At 57.8% G+C, this 14,921-nt stretch carries 9 protein-coding genes and 1 pseudogene; 4 read left to right on the top strand and 6 right to left on the bottom strand.

Annotated elements, in window-relative coordinates:
* The first annotated feature begins 2,756 nt into the window (after positions 1-2,756).
* Together N2602_RS34210 and N2602_RS34205 are read left to right on the top strand one after the other, a co-directional pair.
* A complete protein-coding gene (locus tag N2602_RS34210) occupies positions 2,757-3,506 on the top strand; it encodes a hypothetical protein (RefSeq protein ID WP_260380846.1) in 750 nt (249 codons plus the stop codon).
* A 59-nt stretch (positions 3,507-3,565) separates the two neighbouring features.
* A complete protein-coding gene (locus N2602_RS34205; RefSeq protein WP_260383779.1) occupies positions 3,566-4,279 on the top strand; it encodes a hypothetical protein in 714 nt (237 codons plus the stop codon).
* 181 nt (positions 4,280-4,460) lie between these two features.
* Here the strand turns inward: N2602_RS34205 and N2602_RS34200 are convergent.
* Positions 4,461-5,647 (bottom strand): IS3 family transposase gene (locus N2602_RS34200; RefSeq protein WP_260380845.1). Its coding sequence is split into 2 segments (ribosomal slippage): positions 4,461-5,395 and positions 5,395-5,647, totalling 1,188 coding nucleotides; the frame shifts between segments, so codons are not numbered across the junction.
* A 1,578-nt stretch (positions 5,648-7,225) separates the two neighbouring features.
* On the opposite strand from N2602_RS34200, the gene N2602_RS34195 reads away from it, so the two are divergent.
* Positions 7,226-8,542, top strand: a complete 1,317-nt coding sequence (locus N2602_RS34195) for an LLM class flavin-dependent oxidoreductase (RefSeq protein WP_260380844.1) — start codon at positions 7,226-7,228, stop codon at positions 8,540-8,542.
* Between the two features lie 67 nt (positions 8,543-8,609).
* Here N2602_RS34195 and N2602_RS34190 read toward each other — a convergent pair whose 3' ends face one another.
* Together N2602_RS34190 and N2602_RS34185 are read right to left on the bottom strand one after the other, a co-directional pair.
* Complete coding sequence (locus N2602_RS34190) at positions 8,610-8,831, bottom strand: hypothetical protein (RefSeq protein ID WP_260383778.1); 222 nt, start codon at positions 8,829-8,831, stop codon at positions 8,610-8,612.
* A 255-nt stretch (positions 8,832-9,086) separates the two neighbouring features.
* A pseudogene (locus tag N2602_RS34185) lies at positions 9,087-9,815 on the bottom strand (response regulator transcription factor).
* A gap of 2,074 nt (positions 9,816-11,889) precedes the next feature.
* Between N2602_RS34185 and N2602_RS34180 the strand changes: the two are divergent.
* Positions 11,890-12,084, top strand: a complete 195-nt coding sequence (locus N2602_RS34180; protein ID WP_260383777.1) for a hypothetical protein — start codon at positions 11,890-11,892, stop codon at positions 12,082-12,084.
* A 421-nt stretch (positions 12,085-12,505) separates the two neighbouring features.
* Here N2602_RS34180 and N2602_RS34175 read toward each other — a convergent pair whose 3' ends face one another.
* From N2602_RS34175 to N2602_RS34165, 3 genes are all read right to left on the bottom strand, one after another.
* Positions 12,506-13,015 carry a hypothetical protein gene (locus N2602_RS34175; RefSeq protein WP_260380842.1) on the bottom strand — a complete coding sequence of 170 codons (510 nt, stop codon included), beginning with the start codon at positions 13,013-13,015 and terminating at the stop codon, positions 12,506-12,508.
* 281 nt (positions 13,016-13,296) lie between these two features.
* Positions 13,297-13,479 (bottom strand): hypothetical protein, encoded by a 183-nt coding sequence (locus tag N2602_RS34170; RefSeq protein WP_260380841.1) that lies wholly within the window; start codon positions 13,477-13,479, stop codon positions 13,297-13,299.
* Positions 13,480-13,952: 473 nt separating this feature from the next.
* Positions 13,953-14,882 (bottom strand): DMT family transporter, encoded by a 930-nt coding sequence (locus N2602_RS34165; protein WP_260380840.1) that lies wholly within the window; start codon positions 14,880-14,882, stop codon positions 13,953-13,955.
* Positions 14,883-14,921: the final 39 nt, after the last annotated feature.

Raw genomic sequence — 14,921 nt, 5'->3', positions numbered from 1 at the left:
AGCTGCAACTTAGGCGTGGTACGACAACAAGCTATGACACGGCGATAGAGCCTGGATCGCGCTGAATAAATTGGAAAAGATCGGTCGGGGAAGCGGGAGGCCTCACCATCCGAGTGCCGGACGTGGCCCTCATCACGGATGAGTGCGAGCGCGGCCCATTGTCATCGTGATCGGAGCGTACGTTCTGGTCCTGAATTTGGGCAGTTCAACACCCGCATACGCTTCCAATCCTCGTCAGAATCGGAACGTCAAAGGAAATGTGGTCTCCAAAAGGCGCTCAAATGCAGAACGCTGTTCAAGAAGACGCTTCTCAATAGCCTTGCGATCCGCATCAGGCAATCCCGTAAGAAGCGACTGACGACAACGCCAAATGCCGTTCCGAACCGATCTGATCTCACTCAGTCTATCATCAATCGAAGTCATCCCGCATGCCGACCTAGTTTACAACTCACCTTTAAAAAATTGTCCATCTCGACGCGCTACTAGGCATCGCTCCGTCATACGATGACAATTGTCTTCGTGCTTGGGAGCGTGCAATATCGCTGCCAATGGCCTCGAGGAACATCGCAGATGGTTCAGTTCGGGCGAGGCTTTCAATTACCAATAATCGTGTTAGCACGACGTGTGCGCCAGGAGTTGTCGTCTATCACGGAGTTTAGCTGCGTCGTTGGCATGTGCATTGCGGAATTCCTGCAAATCCAAGCTGTCTGCCGGCAATCATAGTTGATGTCTTAGATAATCTTCACTCGCCAAAACCGTCGATGTTTTTCGTGATTCTCGGGAATTGAGCGGTGCTGAAGGGAATACCAGCATCGGCCGCCGTCGCAAGTTTAGCAGCGAAGGGCACTCACGCGAGGTACCTGACGAAGGCCGCAGCCTGCCCGTGCGTCTTTACACGTGCCGAACGAGCTGATCCGAGCAAACGCTCGTATGCTGCTATCGGCTTTCCTCACGAACCATGACGCCGCCCAAGATTTTTTTGCAAAAACGGCACGCGGAAGCTTGAATCGCACGTAGCGTAAGGTTGTACAAATCGGCGGTTCGCAGGTCGATACTGAGACATTGTCGGCCTCATGCTGCCAACTCACCGTATTTGCGATCCGCGGAAAATATCATGATGGAAGAACTTGTTGTCGCCGCTCTCGTCGCTCTCTCTGGTTTTGGCGCAGGTTACGCCGTGGGTAGCTGGCGTTTTCGCAAACGGCATGAGAGCGCTCGACTGTATAACGCTTACTCTCGCTCGCCTCCTGTTGATCGTCCCACTTTCCCGAAAAAGCGCGCGTTTTGATTAGACCTAGCAGAAAGCTCATGTTCACCGGCATGGGACTTAGCGCTCTAGGTCTCGTCAGCGCGGGTGAAGGCCTGATGAAGCTTTGCCAGAGATCTTCACAGCGCTCGCGCTGCGAGCGTAAACAGCCCTGCGTGAGCGTTAGAGGAAAAGTGAGAGAAAAGTCGGTCAGGTGAGGTTAGAGGAGACGATCTTAAGTAAACTGCTGATGACGTGTCGTGACGTGTCGTGACGTGTTCTATCGACGTCGGAAGCCGGATCCGGGATGCCTATCCGACGACCAGGGATTGGCCGAGCCTGCCGACCACCGAGCCGGCGTCCAACGTCAATGCGGCAGCCCTGCACGGGCAATGATCCCGAGCTGGTAGAGATCGCTAAATAGGTTCGTCCAGTCCTGATAGCTAAGTGCGCTACAAGGGGCGTTTATATTCCTTTGAAAGTTCAAGAGGGTTGCGCACGACCGATTCCATATCCAGGAGCGGAGACACCCGTGTGTTGTCGGGCAAGAATTCAATTTTGGGAGTGGCGCTGCCGCGGCTGCAGAGCCCCTCTCACTTCTATGAGCCTACTCCTTTCACGAGGATGCACAGCGATCCTGCGCGCACCCGCAAGAACTCGCCGCCGTGGTCCGCACATGGAATCTCTTGGTGACATTCGATCCGCGCATATTACTCGGCGCCGTGAACAGCCTGCGTTCGAAGTCGCTCGTCGTCTACCCATCACGGGCCCCTAGGTCGATCAGGATCGCCCGATGCAGACGCTAACTGTCGATCGGCTGATGCCGACAGTAAAGGTGATCTGCCGCTCGCAGGGCAAGGACGTGCTGATAACTCCAAACTTCTCGACTTTCCCAATCAGCGCTCTCTCGGCGCGGTCCGACCTCCCCCTTGCTGGGCCGCAAAGGGAGTGTTCCGCGCATCGCCAGCTTCTGCTTGCCAAACCAGGTCGAGCGTGACGTCTCAGCGTGCTCCACGAAGCATTGCAGCATACGTCCGACCGACTTTTGCGCAAATGGCAGGCCGTCACTGTGACATCTGTACACCAACAACCGCGACATTCCATCTCGATTTGTCAATTTCGCATAGGACGGCGTGCTGTGCGCTTGATCATCGCGTATCCAAGCCAACAACCTGACGCTACGTGAGATTCAGGTTGGTTCAATGCCAGCCTAGATTCGAACCAGCGTGGACATTATCAAACTCCTTGTCATGGTGCTGTGGTCGCTCACCTCGGCCTTTGCGACGCTTCCAACCACTCCCGCAAAAGCGTCAGCGACTTCAGAGTCGTCTCGTCTTCATCGTCATCGCGCGGCACGTTCTGCCCGCCATCAAATATAGCTGTCCAATGTTTCAGGTCGGCACCATCTCAAAATTCGATTGTCCCTCGTTCTGCCATGTTCGCCCCCAAAGCAGACGCTTATCGCTGGCGCATGTCGCGTCGGCGAAAGCGAGTGTCTTAGGGGAATTCCATGGTGAAGCCAGTTGTGATTGTAGTCGGCGCGGACAAGGGGGGAGTAGGAAAGACGACAGTATCACGCACGCTTCTGGACTACTTCAGCAAAAACAGCGTGCAGACACGTGCGTTCGACACGGAGGCGCCGCGTGGAACCTTGAAGCGCTTTTTCCCTGAGATCACGGAGATCGTCGATATGACGACGACTGCGGACCAGATGAAGATCTTCGACACCCTGAACTCAGGGCTCTGCGTCACAATCATTGACGCTCGTGCAGGCTTGTTGTCCTCAGCACTGGCCTCCTTGCGCGACATCGGCTTCTTGGATGCCGCGCGATCCGGCCAAATCACCTTTGCCGTATTTCATATCTTGGGCCCCTCCATAGCTTCGCTGGATGAGATCGCCGAGACCGCAACTTTCATGGCCGGCACGAAATATTTTTTGGTCAAGAACTTCATCAACGACACTCAGTTCTTCCAGTGGGACCAATCGACCTATAATTCGTATTTCCACCGCATCAAATTCGCGACCGAGTTGACCATACCGAAGCTCAACGCGATGGCCTATGAGCAGGTCGAAGTCGCTTCGGTCCCATTCGTGGACTTTGTCGCAAACAAGGGTCGGCAGGATGAAGCGGCTAACTACTCCTTCGTGCTGCGCGGCTATGTACGACACTGGCTCGCGAACGTCTGGAGCGAATACGATCGCATCAACTTGACCGAACTGGCTGGCGCCAAATCGGCAACCCGCAGCGGGGAGAAATAAGCGCTTGCTTCGCAGGCAAAGAGGTGAGCCCGCATGAAACTCTCGATCGAATGCTGGCGATGTTAGCAACGCCCGTCTACATCATCTGTTCTCCTTGCCCGCAGGTCGGTAAAACACTTATCGCTCGCCTAGTGAGCGAGTTCTTGCTGCTGAAGAACGGCACGGCGGCCTCCTTCGACGTCAGTCTGAAGGAGCCGTCTTTGCTCGATTACCTACCCAAAATCACGGAGACCGCAGATGTGATAGATACTTACGGCAAGATGCAGCTGATGGATCCACTTATCGTTCACGATCGCGTCGCCAAGGTGATTGACCTCGGCTTCCATGCGTTCGATGAATTCTTCAAGATGTGCCATGAAATCGGCTTCATGAAAGAGACGGTGCGCCGGTATGTTGCGCCGATTGTCCTATTCGTCGCGGGCAGTGACCGCATCTCCTGGCGTAATTATGAGATGTTGCGGCAACAGATTCCGCCAGGAGCGCTGGTCACCGTCCACAATGAATTCGTGCTGCGCGGCGAATTACCTGAAGCCATGCTTGGCGAGCATGTGCTCAGAATCCCAGCTTTGCCGGCATTTCTAAGAGTCTACATAGACCGACTGGGTTTTTCCTTCACCGGATATCTGCGCGATGAGAAGGATTGGTCCACGGAGCTCCATCAATGGATCCGACGAAACTACACAATGATTCGCGATTTGGAACTAAGCGTGGTGATGCAACAGCGCTACAAACCTGCATCGCCCCTTGGACGGGCCAGGTGGCACGAGCGCTAGCTGCCCCCTGAGCTAACCCCGACCGCGGGAATATCGAGGCCGGATTTAAGTGATCTCGACCGCTCCCAAGTGCAGCGTTAGGTCGATGGCTGTCGCGCCTTTGCGACAAAAGCCATGAGCATGCGCTCGTTTAGGACTTGGCAGCACTTGGCCTTGTAAAGCGTGACCTGCCCCTGAATTTTCATCCAGCGGCAGTTAGAGTCTCGGGGTTTTGTACGCCAAGTGGCGCGGGTGGAGCAACGGACGATCGGCGGAGCTGGTCGGGGTTGCGCAGCCGATCGTCCGTTGCGGTGAGGTGGGCGGCGTAGGCTGCCGGGGTGAGGTAGTTCAGCGACGAGTGAGGACGCTGGAGATTGTAGTCGGCGACCCAATTGGCGATCTTGGCGCGGGCGTCATCGAGATCAAAGAACAGGGTCTCGTTGAGCAACTCGTCGCGCATCCGGCCATTGAAACTCTCGGCGAAGCCGTTCTGCATCGGCTTTCCCGGTGCGATGAAGTGCCAATCGATGGCTGCGTCCTTGCACCAAGAGAGCATGGCGTTGCAGGTGAACTCGGTGCCATGGTCGGACACGATCATTCCTGGCTTGCCGCGTCGCTCGACGATTGTCGTCAGTTCGCGGGCCACGCGCCGACCCGAGATCGACGTCTCCGGAATCGCGCCCAGGCATTCCTTGGTGACGTCGTCGACGATGTTGAGGATGCGAAAGCGTCGGCCATTGGCGAACTGGTCGTGGACGAAGTCCAGCGACCAGCGCGCGTTCGGCCTCGCCTCGACCAGGATCGGGGCACGGGTCCCCACGGCCTTGCGGCGAGCCCGCCGCTTGCGGACGGTGAGCCCTTCCTCGCGATAAAGCCGGTAGATCCGGTTGATCCCCGATGGCTCGCCCTCCCGCCGCAGCAGGACGAACAGCCGGCGGTAGCCAAAACGTCGCCGCTCGCTGGCGAGATCGCGCAATCGGCCACGCAGAACTGCGTCCGGCGGGCGGCTGGAGCGATAGCGGATCATCTTCCGATCCGCCCCGATGATCGAGCAGGCCCGCCGTTCCGACAGGCTCATGACGGCCTGCAGATGCGCGACCGCAGCGCGCTTGGCGGCGGGCCCTACCATTTTTTTGAAAGCAGCTCGCGAAGGGCGGCCGCGTCGAGCATCTGCTCCGCCAGAAGCTTCTTCAGCTTCGCGTTCTCCTCCTCCAGGGCCCTCAGCCGCTTCGCCTCGGAAACGTCCATGCCGCCGAATCTGGCCTTCCAATTGTAGATCGTCGCCTCGGAAACACCGTGCTTGCGAGCCAGGTCGGCTGTCTTCGCCCCGGCCTCATGCTCCTTCAACAGCGCGATAATCTGCTCTTCCGTGAACCTTGCTCGCTTCATCTGTCCGTCCTTCTTCGGGCCGGACTCTAACTCCTTCTGGAGGAAATACGCAGTGGCAGGTCAAGCGCAACCGACGACGCGAGGCCCGCATCGGGCTCGCGGTTTCGGTATAATCCTGGAGAGCCGTGAGTGGCGCGGGACATTGCCGCCGCGCGCTACTTGAACCGCGTGGTTCATTCCGCTCCCGTCATCCGTTGATCCCGCAGCCCAGACGGCGAACGGGCCTCGATTGTGCCGCTTGAGCGCAACAAAGTTCTACATCGCCGGCATGTATCCTCCGAAACCGTTTGCATTTTCGCGTTGCCCCTCCTCGGTTATTTTTCAGTTCGCCGGTTGCTGGTGAGTCCGCACGGCCGGGTCAGTTTTTAGCGCTCCGATGAGACGAGGCTCAACCAATCGGATGCGTAACTTGTGCTCCCGTCGTGCCGATCGGCATGAGAGGAACCGTGCTAGCGAGCGGCTTGTAACGCCGAAGGCGCCCCGCTCTCTTCGCTTGGCGGGGCGCGGCTGGAGCGAGGCTTACTCGCAGGCCTTGCGTGGTCGCGACCGGGAAGCGTGCAGCCTTCGCCGCCTTCGTCAGCTTGCGTACATCGGTGCGTTTAACACGGGGCGCCGAGCATGATGTTGTCGCTGACGACGTAGCGCGCTGCCGCTCCTGCAGCCGATACTAGTTGGTGGAAGCATTCTTGCGGAACTCCTATATGCGCTGAAGATTGCGATGTTGCTGGCAAAAGCCGGCTCAGGCCGGATCGGAAGAAGCGCAGATGAGTCTACATGCTCACTGGCGATCCCGGCCCACCAATTTGCAAGCAAATCACGGCGATGCTCGCGGATGAGCAGAATTCAGACCGGCATCACAGTACTGAATGACTGGCGACTACAGGCAGGGTGTCAAGGAGGCGAGTCACGAGGTGGGAATTTGCCGGCTGTCGCCAGTTTAGGTGATACGTCTGCTTGACTGCGGTTTCCGCTTGTCCCCCGAACTGCACCGGAAGACCGGAACGAGAGTACGATCGGGGGCGGGTGGAGGTGGCCAATAGCTGGGATGTACTACTTCTCAATCGAGTACACACGCTATCTCGATTCGAGCAGTCAGCATCGCAGCCGCAAGTTTCCCCTCTTCAAGACTAACGTCGGGTGGCGCCCGGTTCGTGTATTTATGCCGCAGTGGGGCAGGGTCTTTGACAATCCAGCATGTCGGACTTGATCTGTTCTGCTTAAGACACCTATCTCGCGAAACCGAACGATGACGAGCTAGTATTGCGTTTGGGCGATGCAAGGGAGGTGTTTCCATTCCGAAAGGGTCAGCATAGCGCGATGTGGCACGGCAGTTGCTGGAAGATGGAAGGATGGTTCGCGGCACTAGTGGCAGTGCAGTGGCCGCCGAGGGCTTGGATGAGACGTCGTCAGCGGGACAAAATCGGATCGACCAATGTGCAGTGTTGGAGGCGATGCTCGATCTCAGTGTTCCCGCGAGGTCATGGATAGGTCCGGCGACTGCGGTCATTTGGTATCGCGTTCGAGCGGCAATGGGGAAGCTGGTCTATCTGGCTGGGCGAACCAACACGGAAAAAAAATATGAAGCTGGGACTATTTTATGAGCATCAATTGCCACGTCCGTGGAAAGACGGCAGCGAGCAGGACCTGTTCTGCAACGCGCTGGAGCAGATCGCACTCGCTGACCGGCTTGGCTTCGATCACGTGTGGCAGGTCGAACATCATTTCCTGGAGGAGTACTCCCACTCGTCGGCACCGGAAGTCTTTCTGGGTGCCGTGTCTCAACGCACAAAGAACATACGCCTCGGCCATGGCGTTTGCCTTTCGCCGCCAAATTACAATCACCCGGCGCGGGTCGCCGAACGCCTCGCGACGCTCGATGTAATCTCTGGGGGGCGCGTCGATTGGGGAACCGGAGAATCTGCCTCTCTAATCGAGATGCATGGGTTTGGAATAGAGCCGGAAGCGAAGAGCGATATGTGGCGGGAAGGTGTCGAACAGACCGTCAATATGATGACGATGCAGCCATACCCCGGATATGACGGCCAATTTTTCAGAATGCCGGTCCGCAATGTCGTGCCCAAACCAGTTCAGAAGCCGCATCCACCGATCTGGATGGCGTGTTCACGACGCGAGAGCATCTTGCGCGCGGCACGTCACGGGCTGGGGGCTCTGGTTTTTGGCTTTGTCGAGGCTTCCCAAGCCAAAGTCTGGCGCGATGAGTATTACAATATCATCAAGTCGGAAGAGTGCGTTCCCATTGGTCATTCGGTTAATGCCAATATCGCCGCGCTCAACGGGATGATGGTTCATGACAACGCCGAAGAAGCCATGCGTCGTGGGCTTGATGGCTTCAGGTTCTTCGGCTATTCGATCGCGCATTACGCGGTGTATGGTGAACACCGTCCCGGACGCACGGATCTGTGGCGGCGATTCCAAACAATCAAGGCAGACATGAAGGACACGCCAGGCTCTGGCAGCATCGGACGCCCTCAGAATGTTCGCGAGCATCTTATGGGATATGCGGATATCGGCATCGATCAGATGATCTTTATCCAGCAGTGCGGCATGAATAAGCACGAACATATCTGCGAAGCACTCGAGCTGTTCGCCACAGAGGTCATGCCTGCACTGAAAGAAAAGGAAGACCGGCGCGTCCGCCGTAAAGAGGAAGAACTGGCACCCTACGTGGAGAGAGCACTTGCGCGAAAGTTACCGAGGCCCGAGCTGTCTGAATCGGACATCCCAAGCGTTGAGGCGATCGGCGTCGTGCTCGAGCGACGTACAGGCAAGGATTATGCTTCAGCAGGAGGTGCCTACGCAGATCCGACCCGTGGCGGCGCCATCCCGATGGTTTCGCGGGAGGCCTTTATCAGGTCGGCCAGGGGCGAGCTATAGCAATGCCGAGAGGGGTTAGAGACGTTGCGAATTGAGCGTTGAAGCCCTGCTTAATAGTCTCAGCACTTCAATCTCTCCGAACCTGACCATCTCCCCCGAGATCTGCACAGATCGCAATACGACTCGCCGACCTTAGCTTTGAGTATAGGCGCAGATTCTCGATCGGTTGCGTTACGACAACGCGCATCTCGGCAAGAGCCTGCCCATTGTCGTTCAAGGCGAACAGGCTGGGTCCGCTCTTGCCGAAAACGAAGATCGTCGTGTTCGATGGCACCTGGTGATCTGCGATCGTCGGACCAGCAAGAAAGATGCTCGCCGCCTGTGCAGTGAGATGAATTGACCTGCCCTGATAGGAAAGAGTCGGCCATCCACTGATGCCGTCCGCGGCCGCAGGCGGCGGCGCTGCTCTTGCATCGCGCTTTGTCTAGGCGGAGGCAGTAAGTGGGAACAGCAGAGCAAGCGCGCTTAGGACGCAGGAAAGATCAGGACGGACAGACGATAGGGGCCGGCGGCAGTCGATCGTCCATGGCTGCCGGCAGCGCAATTAACAGCTCAAGTAAATAGTTGCTTGCACGTTCGAGGCTAGGCACCCGATAGCTGCGCTATTCAGTTCAAGAGTATAACCGATGCCGCGCACGGTCTTGATGATTAACGTCGCACCCGATTGGTTCAAATGGGTGCGTAGTCGATAAATGCCGACTTCTAGTGCGTTGGTCGAGACTTCTTCGTCAAACGCATAAAGCCCGTCCTCCAGTGACGCTCGCAGCACGGTGCGGCCAGCGCGGCTGAGCAGGTGTTCAAGAATGCACACTTCGCGACGCGCGATCCTTAATAGCCGGCCACCAACGGAGACCCGCCGGGCGATCGGATCGAAATGTAGATTGCCGAATATGACCACGGGCGCCGTCATTTGCGTTGACCGCCGCAGAATGGCTCGCATGCGCGCAATGAGTTCATCGATAGACACAGGTTTGGGCAGGAAATCGTCCGCGCCGGCATTGAAAATCGCAATCCGGCGGCCGAGATAGTTGAAGTGGCTCATCATCATGGCAGGGATTGGACGTCCCTCGCGTCTCAACTTCTTCAGCCAATCCAAGCTGTCTCCGTCGGTAAGAACTGAATCGAGCAGGAGAATGTCGTATTTGGCGCAATCCAGAGCGGCTTTCGCCTCATCCAGGGTGCGTGTCACATCAACTGACGAATCCGCAATTCAGTAGAGCGCCCTTTACGGTGCGCGCAAAGTCCCATGATGATCAACCAGGAGAATCCGCATTTCAGCGCCTCTTCTCTATCTACTAAGACCTGAGCGCATCACGGTCGATCAAGAGGTCCGGCGAATCTGAACAGCTCCCGCTCGGCGTAGACCGTAGAGGCGAAGACCGACGAAGGAGAGCATGTCGATCATCCACCATTCTCTGGCGAACCATTCTCAGCCGTTATTGGCGCGACGTGTCGGAAAACCTACAATCTCACGTTAGGTGCGATTCAAGTCCTTTGAGGGGCTGGGTGCATTACCTTCAAGGCTTGCGGGGCTCCTGAAGCTGCGATGAACGCAGGCGGAGCCGCGCGATAGGTCAGCCGTGGAGACCTCCCAACGCGGTAAGCATTTTGCGGCTCGTTCATTTACGGCGCATTCATGAGGCGCTGTGAATGGAAGTGGGCGAGAAGCGCTCTTGCGGAGTTTCAGGCAAAGTATAGTCATAAGACAGGGCCTTGATCGATCCGCGTTAGCCATTGTGAGCCGAATGCTATTTTGCGGCCACATGCCCGGAGCTGAACCACGGAATGGACGTCCTATAAAACCACGTGGCTGCCCAGTCGAATTCATCAGCAACCGACCAAAGTGAGAGGACCATCGTCACACGACACTTCGTGAAATGCTGCCTCTAAGATCAGCTTGACTATGAGTCGTCGGCAAAATTGGTTGTTGAATGGAACGCATCTATGTGGCGGATAACGATGGCACAACACACCGGATGCTGCGGCATGGTCAGGGTGACGAACGGAGCCAACTACGAGGCCTATGGCGGCCGGACCACGCTGCAAGCCGTGCCAACAGAGCGTTCAGCACGCACACGGTGGTCAGAGACCGCAGGCCAGCCCGCCGATGATGTAGAGCATCTTACGAGGTTGGGCACTGAGATCCCACTCGTCTTTTTCTGCCTGATGCGTGAAGCGCTCGGCGCGGGAACAGTTCGACGACAACCTCGAACTGACTATCCGCGGCATAGGTCTGCTCCGCCGAAGACCGGGATGCTGCGCGACTTCATAACAAGCCCGTCGCGATGAGCTGCATCCAGATATCACTTGGAACATCGAGCCACTGTGCTGCCGTTCTTATCGCCGAGCCAGCTGAAGCCCCTGATGAAGTCGACCGATCGACGAACCGCAGCATGGAGCAATGCGGCACGTTGCGGCACGCCTCTACAAGTTTGACTGACGATGCTCAGCCCTCGTCCTAGGCAGTGCGATCACCACCTTTCGCATCCGCAACAGCTCTGACAGGATTCCTGCACTTTCAGCACCGCTAGACGAGTTAGGATCGTTGGGTTCTTCTCGCCCCGCGCGGCCAGAGTTAGAATCTTCTCGGCGAGACAAGCCTTCAACGAAGACGTTCGCTTCGCTTCGGGCACCATCCGGACAGCATCCTCCAGAGCACCTCTCAGAACAGCGTACAACTTGGTTTGAGAGGCTGGATGTGTCATGCGCAAAATCCTCGAGACGATTCTAATAGTGTCTGGCCGGCCTGCCCCAGTCCTCCTGATGGGCTTGATAACGATGCTTCGTTTTGATGGCGGTGGCCGGTGGCTCAGCTCATCCGTGTTGAATACAATGAATATGGCGGGTTCAATGTGACAGTGGAGTTCACATACAGCTTAATTTTTTGTTCTCCTCATTCCCGGCCGATCTTGGACAGAAACCTGACCGTCAAATCGACGGCTTAGGCGTTGGCGAAAGCATTCTGCCCTGATGGCGTTTAGATCAAGTTGAAGTGACGCCTGAGCTTCGCGGCCTCGTCTTTGATCGGACACGAAGTTTGGGTGTGTGTCATTGAACGGGAATGCGGATCGGCCGAGGCCGCACCGTCGCGACAGCTAAGCATTAAGACCAGGTAGATGTTGCGGTTCAAGCGGTCCAGCGTCATTGGGGCGCGGAAGCTCACCTGCCTAGGGCGGAAACGGCCCCAGGGGAGGCCGGGGCGGCTCCGCCAGCTCGGCGGCTGAAGCAGAAGTCTCGGAGCCGTTGCACATTTGCAACCAGCGCAGCCGTTCTAGATAGTAAGCTGGTCGATCAGAATGACTGAAGCAGTGTTCGTATTTCCTTCGACAGGATTGGCGGGGCGAAAAATGTTTGATGTCTATCGCAATGGGAAAGGCGACGTCCTCGTTCTAGGCACAGGCTCCGCGATACCCGGCACTTACTCCGCGAATAAGTGGCGCAAGAGCAGAAAAAGAATTCTCAAAGTAAGCGACGAGATTAGGTCAGCCGTTGCGCTACAAGGGTATTACGTTCGTAGGTTGCGGGCCACGAAAAACGGATGATTTAGTTCGAGCGCCTCCGGCGACATGTTTCCTCTCATCTGCCACCATCATCAGGACCAGCCGCTATCCTCCTCTTGCGGCTCTCGACCGCTGTTTGGCCAGTTGCAGCAGATGCCAGGCCATTCCCGAGCCAATGTTTGCCGAAGTTGGATAGCGCTCATTCAACTTGATGCTAGATACCGGCTCCGCGCAACCTCATAACTGTTCATCAACTGCTTTGGCATAAATTCCGAACACTGACGTTGTACAAATGCTCGGCGCGGCCATGTGATTGTGGCGAGGACCAGTCCGAGTTGGCCTGTTCCGTGGCCGGCGTGTAGCTGCACTTTTCGTCGTCGCTTACTTCACCACCTTGAACGCAATCTGGCGCGAAGGGGCCCCAAGGCGACTTTGGCGAAAGAATGGGGCCACCTAACCCATCTCAAACCGTCTTTAGTATCCGACCCCACTGGACCAGGCGCAGCGCGCTTGTCTGAGCCAAAAGCGTGCTGGCAATGGCCGCAAGGAGCGCGGGAAGGGCGCCGACCGTCGTCAGCAGAAGACCAAGGACGAAGAAGGTAGCGAATCCGTAGAGGGCCAGGACCATGCCGCGCAACACCTGCGTCGCCATCGCGGCTCCGCGGATGCAGCTAGCGAAAATCGGCAGGATGGTTCCGAACACGGGAAAGCTTGCCAACACGCCGGCCGCTTTCGCGCCGGCAAAGGGGCGGCCGCGGTCAAAGTAAGAACGATGGTCGTCCCTATCAGCATGCACGCAGGCAAATCCCACCAGATGATGGGGGACGGCGCTGCGGATTGCCGTGCAATGTGGAATGAGGGTAACCGCTGCGGTGAGCGTGACCAGAGCCACCAGGAAAAATCCCCAATGCGCCAGCGGCAGAGGCTGGAGCAGGAAGTCGGCGACCGCATAGGCTGCGGCGACGCCCAACACGGCGGGCCACCCAGCCTTTCCGGGCAAGAAGCGCGTAGCCAAGGCTGAAGCAGGCCTGAGGGGCAGTGCCGATCAACGAGCCGTTGATGGCAGCCGCGGCGAAATCCGCGCCGTACTCGACGGCCAGGAACGCAGCGACCCGGCCTGACATCAGCGGCAACCCGACCAGCCAGCCGCTTGGCATCTCCCCAACGGCACCGGGCCAGTGAGGCGGCGAGGATGAGAAGGGCCGGCAGGATCAGCTTGAGAACGACGAGGCTCATTCGTACGGCGCAGCTTCCTCAGGCCTTGCGCCGGGTGGCCGCTGCAGGGGCGAGACCGATGATGATCAGGACGACGCCAGCGCCGAAGAGCAAGAGTGTATCACCGAACATCATAACGGCCGCCGCGATGCCGAACACAGGCTGAAGGTATTGAACGCTCGCCGCGACGGGAGCCGACACCGTTCTCAGGATGTAGAACACAACCCTGCGACACTGACCGCCAGCCCGAGGCCGCCGCAGCTATCGCCCCGACGCTGAGATGGACCTCGCTTTACGACAGCTCCCAGGCAGACCATGGCATCATCGCGACAAACCCGAAGAGCGTACTCCAGGCCGCGACAGCGGCGGTATCCCACTCGCGCGTAATCGACGCTCCAGACGTAGTAGAAGGCGATCGCGACGGCGGAGAGCAGCATCCAGAACACGCCTACCACGCCGGATGAAGCAACCGAGCCGGTCGCCTGATCGCGTCCGAGCGCAACCGGACCGCTGCCGGCGAAGCCAGCAGACCAAGCTGCTGGTGGCCGGTGACGCACGGTCCCAGTCGACAGGTCGCGAACACCACAACGAAGATGGGAAGTGGCCAGCCTATCGGCCCTTTTTGACGAGCGCTTGGCGCGGACGGGCTGAACGCGGAGACAGTGTTGCTGCGCTAGCGGGCATGCCCCCGCACCTTATTCAAGGCTTCTCCCGTCAGGGGAGTGGGATGATACTTCCGATCCATGCGGCTGGGAACGCAAGGCCATGGGGGTTCCAAGCGCCGATACAAGAACGGCGGCGGCCCCGAGCCACTGTGTTGCGGTCAAGGTTTCCTGAAGGAAGATGGAGGCGAAAATGGCTGTAAACACGGGAACGAGCGGTAGCAACAGTGCGGCGGCGGTCGCGCTCATTCGCTGCAGCGCAATCCCGTAGAGTAGAAAGGGGATCGAAAGGAGCAACAATCCTGATCCGACCACCGGAACAACATCGCCGATGCTCACAGAGAGCGTCGGCAATGGGCGAAAGCCAATCCACGCAAATGCGACCAGCGCAAACGCGACGATCTGGCTCGCCGTTGTAAGGCGCAATGTATCTACGCTTTTCGACATCACACGGACCACTATGCTGTACAGTGAGGCGAATAGCACGCCGGCGAGAACGAGAGCGACGCCCAATCCCCGAGCAGCGGAAGGATCAGGGTCAGAGGTCCAGCTCAAAAAGCCGACCCCGGCAACAGCCAACAAGCAGAGGAAGATGATAGCACGGTTAGGGAGCTCGCCAAGGATGAACCACGCAAGAAATATGATCAATGGCGGTTCAACTGCGAACAGCATCGCCTCCACCGAGGCCGGCAGCATCGATAGCCCGAAGATCGACAGACCAGACGCAAGCGCCGGCTGCAGGATGCCCGGGAGGCCAGCACGCCAATCGCTCAAGCGAGGCGGCGCGCCTGACCAGATTGATAATACGGTCAGGCTTGCGGCACTTACAGCCAGCTGCCCTGTTAACAGCGAGAGCGGCTCGATGCAGCAGAGCGCGGCCTTGGACAGAACGTTGCCGATGCTCCAGCTCACCGTCGCGAGTGTTCCGCAAAGGAGCGGTAGGAAGAGTGGTGGGCTGCTCATTCACGGCGTTCCAATTGGCTAATCTGTTTGACACCGGCC

Source organism: Bradyrhizobium sp. NC92, assembly GCF_025200865.1.
Taxonomy (GTDB): Bacteria; Pseudomonadota; Alphaproteobacteria; order Rhizobiales; family Xanthobacteraceae; genus Bradyrhizobium.
Note: the sequence above shows the minus strand (reverse complement) of the source record. Positions and strands in the feature narration are given on the sequence as shown.

What these genes read in the sequence shown, in the direction of transcription:
- N2602_RS34210 (WP_260380846.1), top strand. Translation starts at nt 2,757, where the DNA reads ATGGTGAAGCCAGTTGTGATTGTAGTCGGCGCGGACAAGGGGGGAGTA.
- N2602_RS34205 (WP_260383779.1), top strand. Translation starts at nt 3,566, where the DNA reads ATGTTAGCAACGCCCGTCTACATCATCTGTTCTCCTTGCCCGCAGGTC.
- N2602_RS34195 (WP_260380844.1), top strand. Translation starts at nt 7,226, where the DNA reads ATGAAGCTGGGACTATTTTATGAGCATCAATTGCCACGTCCGTGGAAA.
- N2602_RS34180 (WP_260383777.1), top strand. Translation starts at nt 11,890, where the DNA reads ATGTTTGATGTCTATCGCAATGGGAAAGGCGACGTCCTCGTTCTAGGC.
- N2602_RS34165 (WP_260380840.1), bottom strand. Translation starts at nt 14,882, where the DNA reads ATGAGCAGCCCACCACTCTTCCTACCGCTCCTTTGCGGAACACTCGCG.